Consider the following 15757-nt stretch of genomic DNA (forward strand, 5'->3'; position numbering starts at 1 on the left):
AACTTTGATTTTTAATAGAATGCACTAAAAAGCGAATGGATCTAGGTGAAACGATATTCAAATACCTAACAGATATGCACTTACATCTCCGCCCTAAAGGACGGAGTTTTTCGTGCTAGTGGGATAAAACGCTTTTCTTTAAAATTGTTCCATGTGAAACATTAGGGTAATTGATCTTATTAGCTCTAATCTTTACGATTTAAAACTTCATTGATCAACGCGCTTAATTGATCTTTGTTCATTTTGGTTTCGTATTCAATGTTCACGCCTTGCTTTTTTAAAGCTTCAAAAAATTTCTTAGCGGTTGAAATTTTCCGCTCTTCTTCAGGGCGTAATTCGCTTTTTTTATCAACCCCCTTAGTTTCTACCACTAATAACACTTTTTTATCGTTGTTTTCAACCACATACCCAAAATCAGGGCTATAAGTTTGATTCAACCCTACCGGGATTTTAACCCTAGGGAGCTTGCCAAAAACAATGATTTTAGTGTCGTTAGATTCTTCAATCGTGTCTTTTTCAATCTCGCTATCCACTTGCATGAAATTTTCATACAAGCATTTTTCTTGAGCGCTTGAATTTTTAATCTCATATTTATCTCCCCTCAAACTCCCATCTAAAAACTCTCTAATCTCTCCCTTTTCATCATAAAACGCATCGTTTTTTCTGTTTTTAATCGTCGTTTCGCGCATTTGATAGGAGATTTTATCTTCAATATTTTGATAAATGATTTCCAAAAACAGATCTTCTAAGCGCCTTAAGCCCTCTTGTTCGTTTTTCTTAATTTCATTAAACTTGTTTTCATCAATCTTTTCTAACACTTTAGCCACGCTTTTAAAACTCAATTTCACCTTATTAGACAAGGCGCTGATAAATTCATGCAAGCTCCACACGCATGCGCTTTCTCGCTCAAAAATCTCTGTTTTGGCGTTATTTCCCATAGTTTCTGCTTTTTTATGCGTCGTAACCAAAACGCTTTTTGAACTGACTTTAAAAGAATCATTGATTTTTTTGACAATCTCATCAATCAAACTCTCGCTATCAATGGCATAAGCGATTCGGGCTTGATGGTTCAAACCCGCCCATAAGGTTTCAAATTTTTTAAAATTTTCTTTATTGATTTTGATTTTTTCAGTTTTTCGCTCGTTTTTATTCCTAACTCTAAAATGACCAACTAAACGATCTTTTAAAAAATCTTTTAATTTTTCAAAATCCAAGTATTTTTCATCTTTTAATTTTTCTAGTTCCGGCTCTTTTTTTAAAAATTCGTTTTGGTTGAGAGTGAGTTTAAAGTTTTCATCACCTGTTTTTTCTCCAAAACCCAAACCCTCTAATGTTTCCAATAAAACCCCATAATACCCTTTTCTAACAACGCCGCTTTTTTCTAACTCTTCTGCGCTAAATTCTTGTTTAATCAAGCTATGCTCGCTTATCTCTTGCTGGATCGCTCCCACAAAATCCCCCTCCACTTGCGGCACGATCACCACCAATTCATTGACAAAATCAAAATCAGCATGCTCTTTAGTGATGCGCTCGCCCTTATCATTCACAGCGAGCCTTAGCCCCCTACCGATTTGTTGCAATTTAGTGATATTGGAATGGCTAGGGGCTAATTTGCAAATCGTCATCACATTAGGGTTATCCCACCCCTCTTGCAACGCCCATTGCGAAAAAATAAACCTGAGATCGGAATCAAAACTCAGCAATTTTTCTTTTTCTTTTAAAATGAGCGCGATCACTTGGGCTTCATCGCTCTCTTTCTTGCTTTTAGCAAAATACCCTCCATGCACTTTGTAAATAGCGTCTTTAGTGCGCTCTAAATACGCTCTATAATTTTCATCTAAAGGCTTTTTTAAAACTTCTTCAAGCTTTTGTTGGTATAGTTTTTCAAATAAAAGGGCTAATTTAGCCGGCTGTTCATTCTCGCTTAAATAGCTATTCACCCCGCTAATAAACACCATGCACAAGGCTTTAATCCCCTTCTTAAAAAGCCCTTCTTCTCTTTCAAAATGGCTTTTTATCGCTTCTTTCAGCATCACTTCTTGCTCGCCCTCTACAAAATAAGAAAAAGGCTCTTTTTGATCCAGCAACAAATTAACGCCATTGAGAAAACGCACCTCTTTTTTAGTGATGTTTTCTACAATGTAATCTTCTAAAGCACTGATATGAGTTAGCGCGCCTAAATTATCATGCGTTTTGACTTTGACGCTTTGAGTTTTATTTTCCAAATTCGTGTAATTGATCGTGGCTTCATTTTGTTTTTTGTTAGCCTCTTTAAGCTCTAAAAAATACTCATCACTCTCCCCCACAGACGCCACGCTAATGCTTTTCACTAGGGCGCAATCAAACGCTTTTTTGCTGTCTAGCGCGTAAATCAAATTATTATAATCATCTTTAAAAGTCGCCCCAAACCTGAGCGTGATTAAAGCGTTTAATTGTTCCAAATATTTTTTTGTTTTATCGCCTAAAAATCGGTGCGGTTCGTCCATGATCACTACCGGGTGGATACTCGCTAAAGCTTGCATGTAACTTGTTGCGCCATTGAACAGATTCGTGTTTTCTAGGCATGATTTGTTGATAGTGTTTTTCTCTTTATTGAAGGCAGAAAAAGTCATCACCAACACGCAGCATTTGTGGTTGCTCGCTAGAATAAATCTTTCTATATCTTCATAGCTTTCTAAATGCGTGTTAGAATATTCGCTTTTAAAAAATTCTCTGGTGATTTCAATACTCTTTAAAACCCCTAATTTAATGGCGTTGCTTGGCGTTAAAACGATAAATTTTGACAAATGGTAGTTTTTGTGCAAGGCATAAACGCATTCCAAAAAGCAAAAGGTCTTCCCGGTGCCTGTTTCCATTAAAATATCGCAGTTTAACGACTTGTCAATCCCCACGCTTTTCTGGGTTATTTTTTGCTCTGATTGCAAATTTTGGATATTTTCTAATAAAAGATCTTTGATCGCCCCTATTTCAAAAACAGGGTTAGAAATCCTTTGAGCGTCATTTTCTGGCTCTTCAAAATAGATCCCCTTAAACACTCCTAAAATCTGGTCCCGGCATTGCTCCTGATAATCCAATCGTTTGAATTTGATTTTCACCTCTACCCCCTAATCTTTAAATCGCCGCTCTCTAATTTCAAATCCAACAAATTACTGCCCAATTCCAAACACAGCCTATCGTTACTGATAGCTGGCATATACACGCTAATTTTTTCCACCCCTTTATCTTTCAAGTTTTCTAAAACTTCGCTCATTTCTATATCCCCCACAATGAAAGCCGTATTTTGAGCCAGATACAAGGCGTTTTCAATCAAGCAAATTATAGGCGTAGTGAGCTCCAAACCCTCGCAGCCTAAAAGCTTGATTAAAATCGTTTGAGTTTCCATTCTATCAAGGTTAGAATAAGCGAACAAATCCTTTTGCTTGGCTTGACTGAGATTTTTATCGTTCGCATGCGTTCCATCATCAATGATTTCAAACGCTCTAAACCCCACATCTAAATACGCGCAAGCTTCTTTGATTTTAGCCCCCGCTCTTTTAATCCTTTCTTCGGTAATGTCAAAAATGCTCGGGGAGCGTGATTTTAGGGTGTTTAAACAAAAATCATGCGCGCTTTTGTTTTTCTTGGGGTCAATTTTTTCATCTAATTGGACGAGAATGAAGCGCCTTTCTTTAAATGTGGCGTTCAAGCCATTAAATAACCCCCCCCCCCTCACTTAATTTTTGATAATCGCTCTTATTACTCTCTAACACGGCATGCGCGGTTGTCCCGCTCCCGGCAAAAAAATCTAAGATGATGTCGCCCTCGTTGGTGGCATGCTCTACAATCTTAGCCATAAAATCCACGCCCTTTGGATAACTAAAATACTCCGCTAATTCAAGACTTAATAATTCTTTAGTTGCTGCTTGGTTCATATAAAGATTGTCTGTAAAAACTAAACTATCAAAAATCTTTTGCGTGGTTTTTAAATCCTTTAAATAGCGTTTGTAAATAAATCCCCTTTCATTATCTTTATGCTCTTTTTTAAAGCAAATACGCCCTTCATCAATGTGTTTTTGCAATGTATTTTTTGTAGGTATCCACGAACGCCCTTTGGGTGGATAATCTACTTTACCCGTATATGGATTAGTAATGGGATAGTATTGTATTTCAGCATAACCAGCCTTACTAGGATCACTGCTAATCCATGCTCCATTAGGGTCGTTATCAGGGTTTTTGTAGTTTTCTAAATTCTTTTGTCCTCCTAAGAGATTGACAAACTCTTTATTTTTCGCATAACAGAGTAAAAATTCATGTTGGTAATTGACGCCCGTTTTAGCGTCATTAGTCGTGCTTTTAGTTTTTCTAATGAAATCAGCCACAAAATTCCCCTCCCCAAAAATTTCATCGCATAAAAGTTTGAGTTGGGCGCACTCGTTATCGTCAATAGAAATGAAAATCACGCCGTCTTGTTTGAGCAAATCTTTAGCGAGCAACAATCTAGGATACATGAAACTAAGCCACCCGCTATGGCATTTTGACCCAAAAAGATTCTTGATATAATCCAGCTTTTCTTTAGAATAATCCAATGTTTTTAAAACCTCTTCATTGGATTGCGAGAAATCATCGCCATAGATAAAATTCTCGTTTTTCGTGTTGTAAGGCGGATCAATGTAAATCATTTTGATTTTTTCACTATAACTTTGTTTTAAGATTTTAAGAGCGTCTAAATTATCGCCCTTGATGAGAATGTGCTTGCTCGTGGATTCATTTAAGGGCTTTAAAATCTTATGATTTTTCTTAAAAGCTTGATTTAAGGCGATTTTCTTACCCACAAAATCCAACCCATAGCCCTCTTCTTTTATCTCGCTAAAATCCCCTAGTAACGCTTTTAATCTTTTCACATCCAGCGTGAGCTTGTTATCATTTTCCACACTCAAGCAACCGGGAAAATAACGATTAAAAACCTCTAAATTTTTTTCCTTAACGCTTTTTTCTCCACTAATTTCTTTATTTTGCATTGCTATCCTTTATTTTAAATGATTTAAATTACCCAATTCCGCCTTAATTTTCAATTTTCAATTTTCAAATGTTCCATGTGAAACGCTAGCGTTTTTTAAAAAATCTTGTTTCACTTCAGCGATAATGTTTTCATCTTTGGATAAGTCAATGTATTCAAAACTATTCCCGCTCTGCTCCCCGCCCTGGAGTAAATCCCCGCTTTTTCTGTATTCTAAATCCAATTCAGCGATTTTAAAGCCGTCTAATTCATCAGCAAACTTTTCTAATCGTTCGTTTTCTTCTTGGATCGTGCATAAAAAACAATAGCCTTTCAAGCCGTTACGAGACACGCGCCCCCTTAACTGGTGTAAAGTCGCTAAGCCTAATCTTTCGGGCGCTAAAATCACCATCACGCTCAATCGTGGTAAAGAAATGCCCACCTCAATGAGCGTAGTCGCTAAAAGAATGCTCCCGGACTCTCTAAATTCTTCAATCACTTCTTCTTTATTTTTATCTTGCCCTGAAGTGGTATAAACCTTTTTAAAGCGTTTTTGCCAAAAACTTGCCCCCTCACTGAGCGATAAATACGGGATTTTTTCGCTCTCATTCACCAGCGGATAAACGACAATGACTTGATGGTTTTTAGCGATTTCTTCGCTGATTTTTTCCATCACTATTTTAAAATCCCTTTTATGCAAGACCAGAGTTTCAATTTCTTTAAGGTAAGGGATTTCTCTAATCATGGTCGTTTTCACAAACGCGCTTTTGGCTAGGGCGAGCGTGCGAGGAATGGGGGTAGCGGAAAATTGCAAGGAATGGGGTTTATTACCCTTACTGCTTGCCATTTTTTCTAATTGGTAGCGCTGTTTTGTGCCAAATCGGTGCTGCTCATCAGTGATCACTAAAGCGAATTCATCTAAATCGCGCTTATCAAACAACAACGCTTGCGTGCCGATAACCACATGCGTGATTGTTTCAAACAAATGATTGGATCGCTTCTTGCGGCTCCCGCCAAGCAGTAATTCCACTTCAAAATAAGAGGGTAAAAATTTTAAGGCTTCGTTATAAAGCTGTTTAGCGAGAATGGAAGTGGGCGCCATTAAAAGGGTTTTATTAGGGTAAGCTAATACCATGCTCGCTAAAATCACCATCGTTTTCCCGCACCCCACATCGCCCACAATCAAACGCTTGCACGCTATAGAACTGGTGAGATCGCTTTGGATTTCTTTAATGGCGTTTTGTTGATCGCGAGTGAGTTTGAAGGGTAAAGAAGCGATAAACGCTTTCAAGCGTTCGCTATTATTGGGACATGCGATTTTAGCGTTGAATTGCAATTTTTTGCGCTCTAAATTTTTCATATAAAAAAGCATTTCAATGTATTTTAATGCATTTAAATGTTGTGAAGGAAAATTTTTATTCGTTTCAAAATCCTTGACAAAATGCGGCGTGGGGAAAAAGATTTCTAACAACAAACGCGCGATATTCTCTTTAACACCTTCCTTTTTTAAATTTTCTAATGAAATGAGTTTTTGTAAATTTTCTTGTATTTTTTTATGGTTTTTAACTTTTTTGAAAATTAAAGAAATCTTGCCAAACTCAGTAAGGATTTTAGGCGTGTTAATGATATAAGCTTGATTAAAAGAGCTTTGCTCTAATTTACCATAAATGAACAAACTCTCGCCGGTTTTAAACTGGTTGTAATGAAACGCGCTGTAGTTGAAAAAAACAAGCTCTAAATTTTTATAAAATCGTTTGGAATAGGCGAAAATCTTTAAAACTTTGGCGTAGTTCCTTTTTTCTAAAATACCCACCTCTAAAACGCCACTCAAGCCTGTTTCAAAACGCTCTAACAAGCTTAAATCCTTATAACCCTTAGGCGTATAAACAAGCAAAGCTTCTAAAAGCGATTTCACATTCAATGTTTTTAATAAATTATCTGTTTCTTGCAATTTGTTCTCACCCTAGCCAATCCTTAATCGTTTTTATGATAAGATAATCAAATTATACATTGACTTAAGGAAATTTAATTGATGAAATCTAAAATCACTCATTTTATCGCTATCTCTTTTGTTTTAAGCTTGTTGAGTGCATGCAAAGACGAGCCTAAAAAATCGTCCCAATCGCACCAAAACAACACTAAAACCACTCAAAACAATCCAATCAATCAACCTAATAAGGATATAAAAAAGATTGAGCATGAAGAAGAAGATGAAAAAGTCACTAAAGAGGTGAATGATCTGATCAATAACGAAAATAAAATTGATGAAATCAATAATGAAGAAAACGCTGATCCTTCGCAAAAAAGAACGAACAATGTTTTGCAACGAGCCACTAACCACCAAGACAATCTCAATTCTCCGCTCAACAGGAAGTATTAAAGTGTGAAATTTTTTTCAAAGGATTTATTTAAAAAAGTAACCCCCTTATTTTTAAGCGTTTATTTTTTAAGCCCTACCCTTATGCAAGCCAAAAGCCGTTTTTATGTGGCTTCTCAGTATCAGGTAGGGAAAATGATCATGAAAAAATACAACGATCTTAAACGCACGATTGAAGGGGCGAGCTTTTCTTTAGGCTGGGAGATTAACCCCACTAATTACTGGTTTTATTCGCGCTATTACTTTTTTATGGATTACGGGAATGTCATTCTCAATAAAAGAACGGGCGCTCAAGCGAACATGTTCACTTATGGCTTTGGGGGGGATTTGATCGTAGAATACAATAAAAACCCCTTGTATGTTTTTTCCCTCTTCTATGGCATGCAAGTTGCTGAAAACACATGGACTCTTTCCAAGCACAGCGCGAATTTCATTATTGACGATTGGCGTAGCATTCAAGGGTTTTCGCTCAAAACTTCAAATTTTAGGATGCTAGGTTTAGTGGGGTTTAAATTCCAAACCGTGCTATTCCACCATGACGCGAGTATTGAAGTGGGGATCAAATGGCCCTTTGCTTTTGAATACGACTCACCCTTTGTAAGGCTTTTTTCTGTCTTTATTTCGCACACTTTCTACCTTTAGACTAATTCCAACCCTACCGGGCAATGATCACTCCCTAAAATATCTTTATAGATTAAAGCGTCTTTTAAGTGCGTTTTTAAAGGGTTAGAGCATAGAAAATAATCAATGCGCCAACCAATGTTTTTGTCCCTTGCTTGTTGCATGTAACTCCACCAGGTATAAGCCTTTTCTTTGTTGGGGTAAAAATAACGGAAAGTGTCAATAAAACCAGCGTTCAAAAGCTCGCTGAATTTTTCCCTCTCTTCATCGCTAAAGCCCGCGTTTTTTCGGTTGGTTTTAGGGTTTTCTAAATCAATTTCATTGTGGGCCACATTCAAATCCCCGCACACAATGACCGGTTTTTTTAACTCTAAAGCTTTTAAAAATTTCTTAAATTCCATTTCCCAGCTCATGCGGTAACTAAGCCTGGATAGGGCTTGTTGGGAATTAGGGGTATAAACATTCACCAAATAAAACGACTCAAATTCGCAAGTTACCACGCGCCCTTCTTTGTCATGCTCTTCCATATTAATCCCATAGCTCACGCTTAAAGGCTCTTTTTTAGTGAAAGTTACCACTCCAGAATAGCCCTTTTTAATCGCGCAATTCCAAAAATCAAAATACCCTTTAAATTCAAAAGTGTTTTGTTCTTGTTGCATTTTAGATTCTTGAATGCAAAAAACATCCGCATCAACGCTATTAAAAAAATCCATAAAGCCCTTAGTCATGCAAGCCCTTAACCCGTTCACATTCCATGAAATCAATTTCATTTTAATCCTTGTTTAATTTTGAGTGAATTATATCTTTTTAGTCATTTTTTTAAAAATTAAGCTTTATTTTACCTTTTTTATGTAATAATTGTTTTTTGCTTGGCTTGATAGCTCAGTCGGTAGAGCAGAAGACTGAAAATCTTCGTGTCGGTGGTTCGATTCCGCCTCAAGCCACCATTTTAAACTTCGTTGAATAAATAATTCCCCTTTTTGACACACACAACACGAGAGTTTTCAATGCTTAAAGGCGTGCTTTTAGCTCGTGGTTGCTCTTCTATTTCTAAGGCCATGCACACCCCTTCTTTAAAGCGCACATGGTTTTTAACCCATTCTTTGTATTCGCTGCTCTCTTTGATTATATCGTTTAAATAATGCCCCTCATACACTTCCACAAATTCCATGAATTTTTCATTCAAATTCAATTCATTGTGCGTTATTTCGCTTTTTCGTGTGGAAGAATAAGCCAATTCGCTGGTTTCATAAAAAGTCGGCTCTACTTGATCGTCTTGTTTGGGGCGTTCATATACGGCTTTTACTAATTGCGTGGTGATTTCATACTCACTTTCCCATGCTTGTTTTAAAGGCTCTTCTATCAGATAGCATTGCCTAGTTGTGCCGTCTTTTCTTGCTCTAGCCCTTTTGCATTTTTCTGTAGAGCTTCTGGCTTGAAGAATGGCGAAATTATTTTTAGCTTCAAAAGTTTGCGGCTCTTCTAAAGGCTCTGTTTTATGAACAGAGATTTTAGTATAGGGGGTAATGATTTTACCGCTTTTATTTTCAGCGGTGCTGTAATCGCAAGGGGTAATGTCTGTCGCAGTCTGTTTGTCTTCATCAACGCGTTTTAAAATGCTTGGGCGGTAAGCTTGTAAATTTTCATCATCATAAACCCACTTCCCGCACGCAAATTCTTTAACATTAGCATCTCTAACGGCTTGTTTTTCCACATTGTCCCTATTTTCGTTGCTTTCGTTGTTTTCATTAATATCAGCGTTAGGGGTGTTGTTAGGGAGCGTTTTTTCAGTGGGTGGCGTTATAAAGAGGTTGTTTTGTTGATCTTCTGAAGAATGCTTTAAAGGGGGTTTAGTGTCGTTTGTTGGCGTTTGAGTTTCGTTAGTGGGGCTTATTTTGCTGGGAGTTACTAAAGGCTGTAAAAGGCTGTTTTTAGAGTTTTTAGAGCCTAGTTTGGACTCTGGGTAAGAAAAGTTTTGAGGGGATTGTTGCGATGAATGGGGTTTGTTTTGTGGTTTTTGCATGGGCGCGTTTAAAGAAGGCATTTGATGTGCGTGCGCTTCTTTCAATTCTTTTGAAGAAAAAACAATCTGGGTGTTTCTAGGGATAGTAGGGCGGTTAGGGTTTAAGGTCGTTTCTAAAGAAAGTTTTTCATCAAGGGGTTGATAGACGATTGCAGTGGATATGTGGGTGATAGTAAGCGTGAGTTTTTTGTGTGGGGAGATATTATAAACGCCTAAAACTTGTTTGGGTTCTTTAGAATCAAGGACTTTAGCCTTAAAAGTGCCTTTATGCGGCGAAGTTTTGATTTCTTCTAAAAGCTCGATCACAAGGGCTTGAAGAGGGTTAGAGAAGGTCAGAAAGAAAGACAAACAAAGGGATTTTTTCATGCTTATTCCTTTTTATTTTTGATTTTTGGATTATATCTTAAAAAAAGGTTTAGTAAAAGTCATTAATAAGTTATAGATAGGTAACACTTTAATTAATAATATTTAGTAACAGTAGTAGGGGCGTGAATGGATGGAATGAAACATTAAAAAGCTTTAGGGGTGCGCGTTTTTAGGGGGGTTGTAGGATTTGAAAAAGAGTGAATGAAACGCTTTTTCATAAGCCTTTTTTCATTCACTTGAATTGAAAGCGGTTTTTTTATCGTTCAATTCGTTCAAGCGGTTTTTGATTTCTTCTCTAAGGCTTAAAATAAAAGGGCTTTTTTCTTCTTCAAGCATTTTTTTAACGCTAGAATACATTTTAGAAATGCTTGAATGATCCTTTAAATCCAAAAATTGAGCGAGCGAGAGCGTGGGGTTAGGGGTATAGAGCCTGGCGAAATACACGACTAATTTTCTCGCCAAAGCGACGTTTTTTTGGCGCGAAGAGACCTTGATCTCACTGGATTTGAGATTCAGGCTTTGCGCGACAGCGAGCAAGATATTTTCTAGACTTGAGCCTTCAGCATGATCTTTTTGCAAATCTTCTAAAACGGTTTTAGCGAGGTTCAAATCAATGGTGGCGTTCATTAAGTTCGCGTTCACGCTGATTTTAATGATCGCGCCTTCCATTTGGCGGATATTGTCGCTGATGTGTTGGGCGATGTATTCCATCACCTCTTCAGGTAAAGTGATTTTATTGAGCTGGCATTTTTGTTTGACAATGGAAAGTTTGGTTTCTAAATCAGGGGGCATGACTTTAGCGGTTATCCCCCATTCAAAGCGCGATTTTAAGCGATCTTCTAAGCCGGCGATGTTTTTAGGCGATCGGTCTGAAATCAATACGATTTGTTTGCTGTTAGCATGCAATTCGTTAAAAGTGTGGAAAAATTCTTCTTCTAGCTTGGGTTTTCCTTGCAAAAATTGGGCGTCATCTAATAAGAAAAAGTCGCAATGGCGGTATTTTTTTTTAAAAGAATCCATGGTTTTGTTGTCTAAATGCTTTAAAAAGTCTGTCAAAAAATCTTCTGAAGTGACTAACACGACTTTTTTATGCTTTTCTAGGGCATGGTTACCGATAGCGTTTAAAATGTGCGTTTTGCCTAACCCTGTGCCGCCATAAAAAAGCACCGGGTTATAAGGGGGGGTATCGCTTTGGGCGACTTTTTTAGCGATTTCATAAACGGTGTTATTGCATGAGCCTACGACAAAATTTTCAAAAGTGTAAGAGTCTTTGACGCTCGTTTTTATGGCTTTGTAATTGATATTAGCTTGGGTGCTAATTTGGATTTTAGGCGCTACTTCAATACGCACGTCCACGCTATGGGCTAAGTGCATGCCGACTTTATTCTGGCTTAAAATTTCTTTAAGCAACGCGCCGTGTTTAGCCGTAATCCAATTGCATAAGAGCATGTTAGGGGCATAAAAAAAGGCAATGTCGCTCTTGCTCGCATTAGGGTTGTATTTGAGCTGGCTTAAGCAATTTTCATACTCTATTAGACTAACTTTTTGTTTGACTAGCGCCAAGATTTCTTTTTCAATATTGTTGTTGGTATCCATGGCGTTATTATAGCGTGAATAAGTTGTGAATGAAAAAGGAATAACATGTGAATGAAATGTGAATGAAGCCCTAAAATTAAGGTGTTTCTTTTAAGGGTTTGTCTATAATGCTTGCTTTATAATAAGCTAATGGATGCGAAAAAAAGGATTTTCATGCTGCTTTGCGCTGGAAGGAATGAAACTTTAAAAAAAGCGGTGCCTATTGGTGTGGGTTTGATAGGAAGCGCGATTAATTTAACGAGAATGTGTTTAAAAAACCCTGATACAGAAAGCCTTATTTTTATAGGGAGCGCGGGGAGTTATAGCCCAGAAATGGAGCTTTTAAGCGTGTTTGAAAGCGTTTGCGGCTATCAAATTGAAGAGAGTTTTAGCCATTTAAACAGCTACACGCCTTTGGATAATTTCATTCACATAGAAACTAAAGAGGAAGCTCTTTTTGAAAGGGTGGGCGTCAATAGCAGTAACTATATCCACACCGGCGAAATGTTCGCTAAAAAAATGGTTCAAAAGGGCGTTTTATTGGAAAACATGGAGTTTTTTAGCGTCTTAAGCGTGGCTAAGGCGTTTTCTTTGAAAGCTAAAGGGATTTTTTGCGTGAGTAACTATGTAGGACTTAACGCGCATAAGGAATTTAAAGAAAACCACGCCAAAGTCAAACAGATTTTAGAAAACATCATTGATAGTTTAATAATTTAATAGTTTAGCTATCATGGATCATTCTAAATTAAAGGCGGTTGGATGTTTGAAAAAATACGCAAGATTTTAGCGGAGATTGAAGACTCGCAAAATGAAATTGAAATGCTTTTAAAATTGGCGAATTTGAGTTTGGGGGATTTTATTGAGATTAAAAGAGGGAGCATGGATATGCCAAAGGGCGTGAATGAAGCGTTTTTTACGCAACTAAGCGAAGAAGTGGAGCGATTGAAGGAGCTTATTAACGCTTTAAATAAAATCAAAAAAGGGTTATTGGTGTTTTAAATGTGCGGGATTGTAGGTTATATAGGGGATAGCGAGAAAAAATCCGTTCTTTTAGAGGGATTAAAGGAATTAGAATACAGAGGTTATGACAGTGCGGGTTTAGCCGTATTGAGCAATGATTATTTGGAAGTGTTTAAAACTCAAGGGAAATTAGAAAACCTTAGATTGGAGCTTAAAAATAAAGAGTTTTTGGATTTTGGCGTGAGTATCGCTCACACCAGATGGGCAACGCATGGCAAACCAAGCAACGCGAACGCCCACCCGCATTTTACAGAAAATTTAGCCTTAGTGCATAATGGCATCATTGAAAATTACGCGAGTTTGAAAAAAGAATTAGAAAGTAAAGGGCATGCGTTTTTAAGCCAAACGGACACGGAAGTCATTGCGCATTTATTAGAAGAAACGCTTAAAAGCGAGAGCGATTTATTGAAAGCCTTTGAAAAAAGCATCAGCCTTTTAAAAGGGAGTTATGCGATTTTAATGCTCCATAAAAGGGCTAAAGAGAGCTTGTTTTACGCTAAATCTTCTTCGCCTTTAATCGTGGGCAAGGGCAAAGAGGGGGTGTTTTTTGCGTCCAGTTTGAGCGTGTTAGCCCCTAAAGTGGATCAATTTGTCATTTTAGAAGAAAACAGCGTGGGGCAGATTTCTTTAGAAAATTTTAAAGATTTAAAACACATTGAAAACATGAAAGATTACGCTTTTGAGGATAAAGATTATTCTAAAGGGGATTTTAGGAATTATTTAGAAAAAGAGATTTATGAGCAGCACAGCAGTTTGTTAGAGTGTTTAGAGGGGCGCTTGGAAGCCTTGAGTGTGTATTGTGAGATCGATCCTGAATTTTTAGAAAATGTGAGCGAAATCACGCTGTGTTCTTGCGGGAGCAGTTACCATGCGAGTTTGGCGAGCGTGTATTTGTTTGAAAGATTGGCCAAAATAAGAGCGAGGGCCATTTTAGCGAGCGAATACCGCTACGCCCATTTTAAAAGCAACCCTAACGAGCTTTTTATAGCGATTTCTCAAAGCGGCGAAACCGCTGACACTTTGGAGGCTTTAAAATTAGCCAAAGCCCAAGGGCTTAAAACCATTAGTTTGTGTAACGCCCCTTTTAGCATGATGAGCCGCATTAGTGATCACACGCTTTTGATTAGAGCGGGGGTGGAGCGGAGCGTGGCATCCACTAAGGCGTTTTCTTCGCAAGTGATGCTTTTATGGCTTTTGAGCGTGTATCTAGGCAAACAATTGGGGACCATCTCTAAAGAAGAAGAAAGAATCCAAGCCAAAAACATGCTCAATAGCGTGAAGGCGATGAAAGTAGAGCCTAAATTGCATGAAAAGATCAAGCGTTTATCCAAACGCTACTTGCATGGGCATGGCTTTTTTTATATCGGGCGCGATGTGTTTTACCCGCTCGCTTTAGAAGGGGCGCTAAAACTTAAAGAAATCAGCTACTTGCACGCTGAGGGGTATGCGAGCGCGGAGATGAAGCATGGGCCTATTGCGTTGGTGGACTCTAATCTTTTTACCATTGCTTTATTGTCTAAGCACTTGTTATTTGATAAAACCAAAAGCAATATTGAAGAATTGAGCGCTAGGGATTCTACGATTTGCGTGTTAAGCTCTGAAATTTTAGAGATCGCTGATGATTTTATCCAATTAGAAGAGAGCGAAAGCTACATGGAGGAATTTTTCCGCATGAATTTAGCGGTGCAGCTTTTAGCCTTAGAAATCGCTATGCGCCTAAATCATGATGTGGATCACCCAAGAAACTTAGCTAAAAGCGTTACCGTGGAATAAAAAGCGATTAGGAGTCAAATAATGGAAGTGATTTGTAAACACTACACCCCTTTAGACATTGCGAGCCAAGCGATCCGCACTTGCTGGCAGAGTTTTGAATACAGCGATAATGGAGGTTGTAAGGATAAGGATTTGATCCATAGGGTGGGGAATATTTTCAGGCATTCTTCCACTTTAGAGCATCTTTATTACAATTTTGAAATCAAGGGTTTGAGCAGGGGGGCGTTGCAAGAATTGAGCCGGCATCGAATAGCGAGCTTGAGCGTGAAATCAAGCCGCTACACTTTAAGGGAATTGAAAGAAGTGGAGAGCTTTTTACCCCTTAATGAAACGAATTTAGAAAGAGCGAAAGAGTTTTTAGTGTTTGTGGATAATGAAAAAGTGAATGCAATGAGCGTTTTAGCTTTGGAAAATCTAAGGGTTTTATTGAGCGAGCATAACATTAAAAACGATTTAGCCAAATACGCCATGCCTGAAAGCTATAAAACGCATTTAGCCTATAGCATTAACGCTAGGAGCTTGCAAAATTTATTGACTTTAAGAAGCAGCAATAAAGCCTTAAAAGAAATGCAAGATTTAGCCAAAGCCTTATTTGACGCTTTACCTGGCGAGCATCAGTATTTGTTTGAAGATTGTTTGAAGCATTAGGCATAAAAATATCCACTTGATTAGTTCTTTAATGTTTTAAAAACGCCTTGTTTTTGATTAGATGAGATTTTAAGGGGGTTTGTTGTAGGATTTCATCACGCCCCATAGTTGCATTATGGGGCAAATTCCAACTTGAAGGGTTTATCATGCGAAGAAGACATGATAAAAACTCTTGGCTAGTATTATACATTAAAATCTCTTTTAAGGGGTTTAAAGTGGTCTTTTCTATAGAAAAGTAATGTATTAGTCAAAGTTCCCCTGAGTTTAAAAGCTTAGGGGTTTCCTTTTCAAGCGGGTTTGTCCTTGACTTTTGGGGCACTGGTCATTTTGTTATAAAATTTATTTTTTTAAGGGGATAGGGGGGCATTTTGAAATAACT

13 protein-coding genes and 1 tRNA gene are annotated in these 15757 nt (G+C 37.7%); 7 read left to right on the forward strand and 7 right to left on the reverse strand.

What is annotated here, in order from left to right:
* Positions 1 to 185: 185 nt before the first annotated feature.
* From H7N67_RS07555 to recG, 4 genes are read right to left on the reverse strand one after another with little or no spacing between them, the layout of a single operon-like run.
* The gene (locus H7N67_RS07555; RefSeq protein ID WP_187939577.1) at positions 186 to 3095 is read right to left on the reverse strand and encodes a restriction endonuclease; all 2910 of its coding nucleotides are present in this window, start codon (positions 3093 to 3095) and stop codon (positions 186 to 188) included.
* Between the two features lie 2 nt (positions 3096 to 3097).
* On the reverse strand, positions 3098 to 3685 hold the full coding sequence (locus tag H7N67_RS08050) for a site-specific DNA-methyltransferase (protein WP_232263046.1): 588 nt from the start codon (positions 3683 to 3685) through the stop codon (positions 3098 to 3100).
* A gap of 4 nt (positions 3686 to 3689) precedes the next feature.
* The gene (locus H7N67_RS07560; protein ID WP_232263047.1) at positions 3690 to 4997 is read right to left on the reverse strand and encodes a site-specific DNA-methyltransferase; all 1308 of its coding nucleotides are present in this window, start codon (positions 4995 to 4997) and stop codon (positions 3690 to 3692) included.
* A gap of 57 nt (positions 4998 to 5054) precedes the next feature.
* Entirely contained in the window at positions 5055 to 6926 is a 1872-nt protein-coding gene (recG, locus tag H7N67_RS07565) for an ATP-dependent DNA helicase RecG (protein WP_187939578.1), read from the reverse strand.
* 81 nt (positions 6927 to 7007) lie between these two features.
* Between recG and H7N67_RS07570 the strand changes: the two genes are divergently transcribed.
* Both H7N67_RS07570 and H7N67_RS07575 read left to right on the forward strand, forming a co-directional pair.
* The gene (locus tag H7N67_RS07570) at positions 7008 to 7355 is read left to right on the forward strand and encodes a hypothetical protein (protein ID WP_024368663.1); all 348 of its coding nucleotides are present in this window, start codon (positions 7008 to 7010) and stop codon (positions 7353 to 7355) included.
* 3 nt (positions 7356 to 7358) lie between these two features.
* Positions 7359 to 7994, forward strand: a complete 636-nt coding sequence (locus tag H7N67_RS07575; protein WP_187939579.1) for an outer membrane protein — start codon at positions 7359 to 7361, stop codon at positions 7992 to 7994.
* On the opposite strand, the gene H7N67_RS07580 is transcribed toward H7N67_RS07575, so the two are convergent.
* Positions 7991 to 8743 (reverse strand): exodeoxyribonuclease III, encoded by a 753-nt coding sequence (locus H7N67_RS07580; protein WP_187939580.1) that lies wholly within the window; start codon positions 8741 to 8743, stop codon positions 7991 to 7993. The genes H7N67_RS07575 and H7N67_RS07580 overlap by 4 nt on opposite strands.
* Positions 8744 to 8844: 101 nt before the next feature.
* Between H7N67_RS07580 and H7N67_RS07585 the strand changes: the two genes are divergently transcribed.
* Positions 8845 to 8920, forward strand: a tRNA-Phe gene (locus H7N67_RS07585).
* A gap of 2 nt (positions 8921 to 8922) precedes the next feature.
* On the opposite strand, the gene H7N67_RS07590 is transcribed toward H7N67_RS07585, so the two are convergent.
* Both H7N67_RS07590 and dnaA read right to left on the reverse strand, forming a co-directional pair.
* The gene (locus H7N67_RS07590) at positions 8923 to 10362 is read right to left on the reverse strand and encodes a competence protein (protein WP_187939581.1); all 1440 of its coding nucleotides are present in this window, start codon (positions 10360 to 10362) and stop codon (positions 8923 to 8925) included.
* Between the two features lie 228 nt (positions 10363 to 10590).
* Positions 10591 to 11958 carry a chromosomal replication initiator protein DnaA gene (gene dnaA, locus H7N67_RS07595; protein ID WP_165515477.1) on the reverse strand — a complete coding sequence of 456 codons (1368 nt, stop codon included), beginning with the start codon at positions 11956 to 11958 and terminating at the stop codon, positions 10591 to 10593.
* 153 nt (positions 11959 to 12111) lie between these two features.
* Here dnaA and H7N67_RS07600 point away from each other — a divergent pair, with 153 nt between their 5' ends.
* The 4 genes from H7N67_RS07600 to thyX are packed head-to-tail and all read left to right on the forward strand — an operon-like array spanning position 12112 to position 15378.
* On the forward strand, positions 12112 to 12654 hold the full coding sequence (locus tag H7N67_RS07600) for a nucleoside phosphorylase-I family protein (protein WP_187939582.1): 543 nt from the start codon (positions 12112 to 12114) through the stop codon (positions 12652 to 12654).
* Between the two features lie 42 nt (positions 12655 to 12696).
* Positions 12697 to 12936 (forward strand): DUF2443 domain-containing protein, encoded by a 240-nt coding sequence (locus H7N67_RS07605; RefSeq protein WP_000461845.1) that lies wholly within the window; start codon positions 12697 to 12699, stop codon positions 12934 to 12936.
* Positions 12937 to 14730, forward strand: a complete 1794-nt coding sequence (gene glmS / locus H7N67_RS07610; RefSeq protein WP_187939583.1) for a glutamine--fructose-6-phosphate transaminase (isomerizing) — start codon at positions 12937 to 12939, stop codon at positions 14728 to 14730.
* 21 nt (positions 14731 to 14751) lie between these two features.
* On the forward strand, positions 14752 to 15378 hold the full coding sequence (thyX, locus tag H7N67_RS07615) for an FAD-dependent thymidylate synthase (RefSeq protein ID WP_000451960.1): 627 nt from the start codon (positions 14752 to 14754) through the stop codon (positions 15376 to 15378).
* The last annotated feature ends 379 nt before the right edge of the window (positions 15379 to 15757 follow it).

It is taken from the genome of Helicobacter pylori (assembly GCF_014498195.1).
GTDB lineage: Bacteria > Campylobacterota > Campylobacteria > Campylobacterales > Helicobacteraceae > Helicobacter > Helicobacter pylori_DO.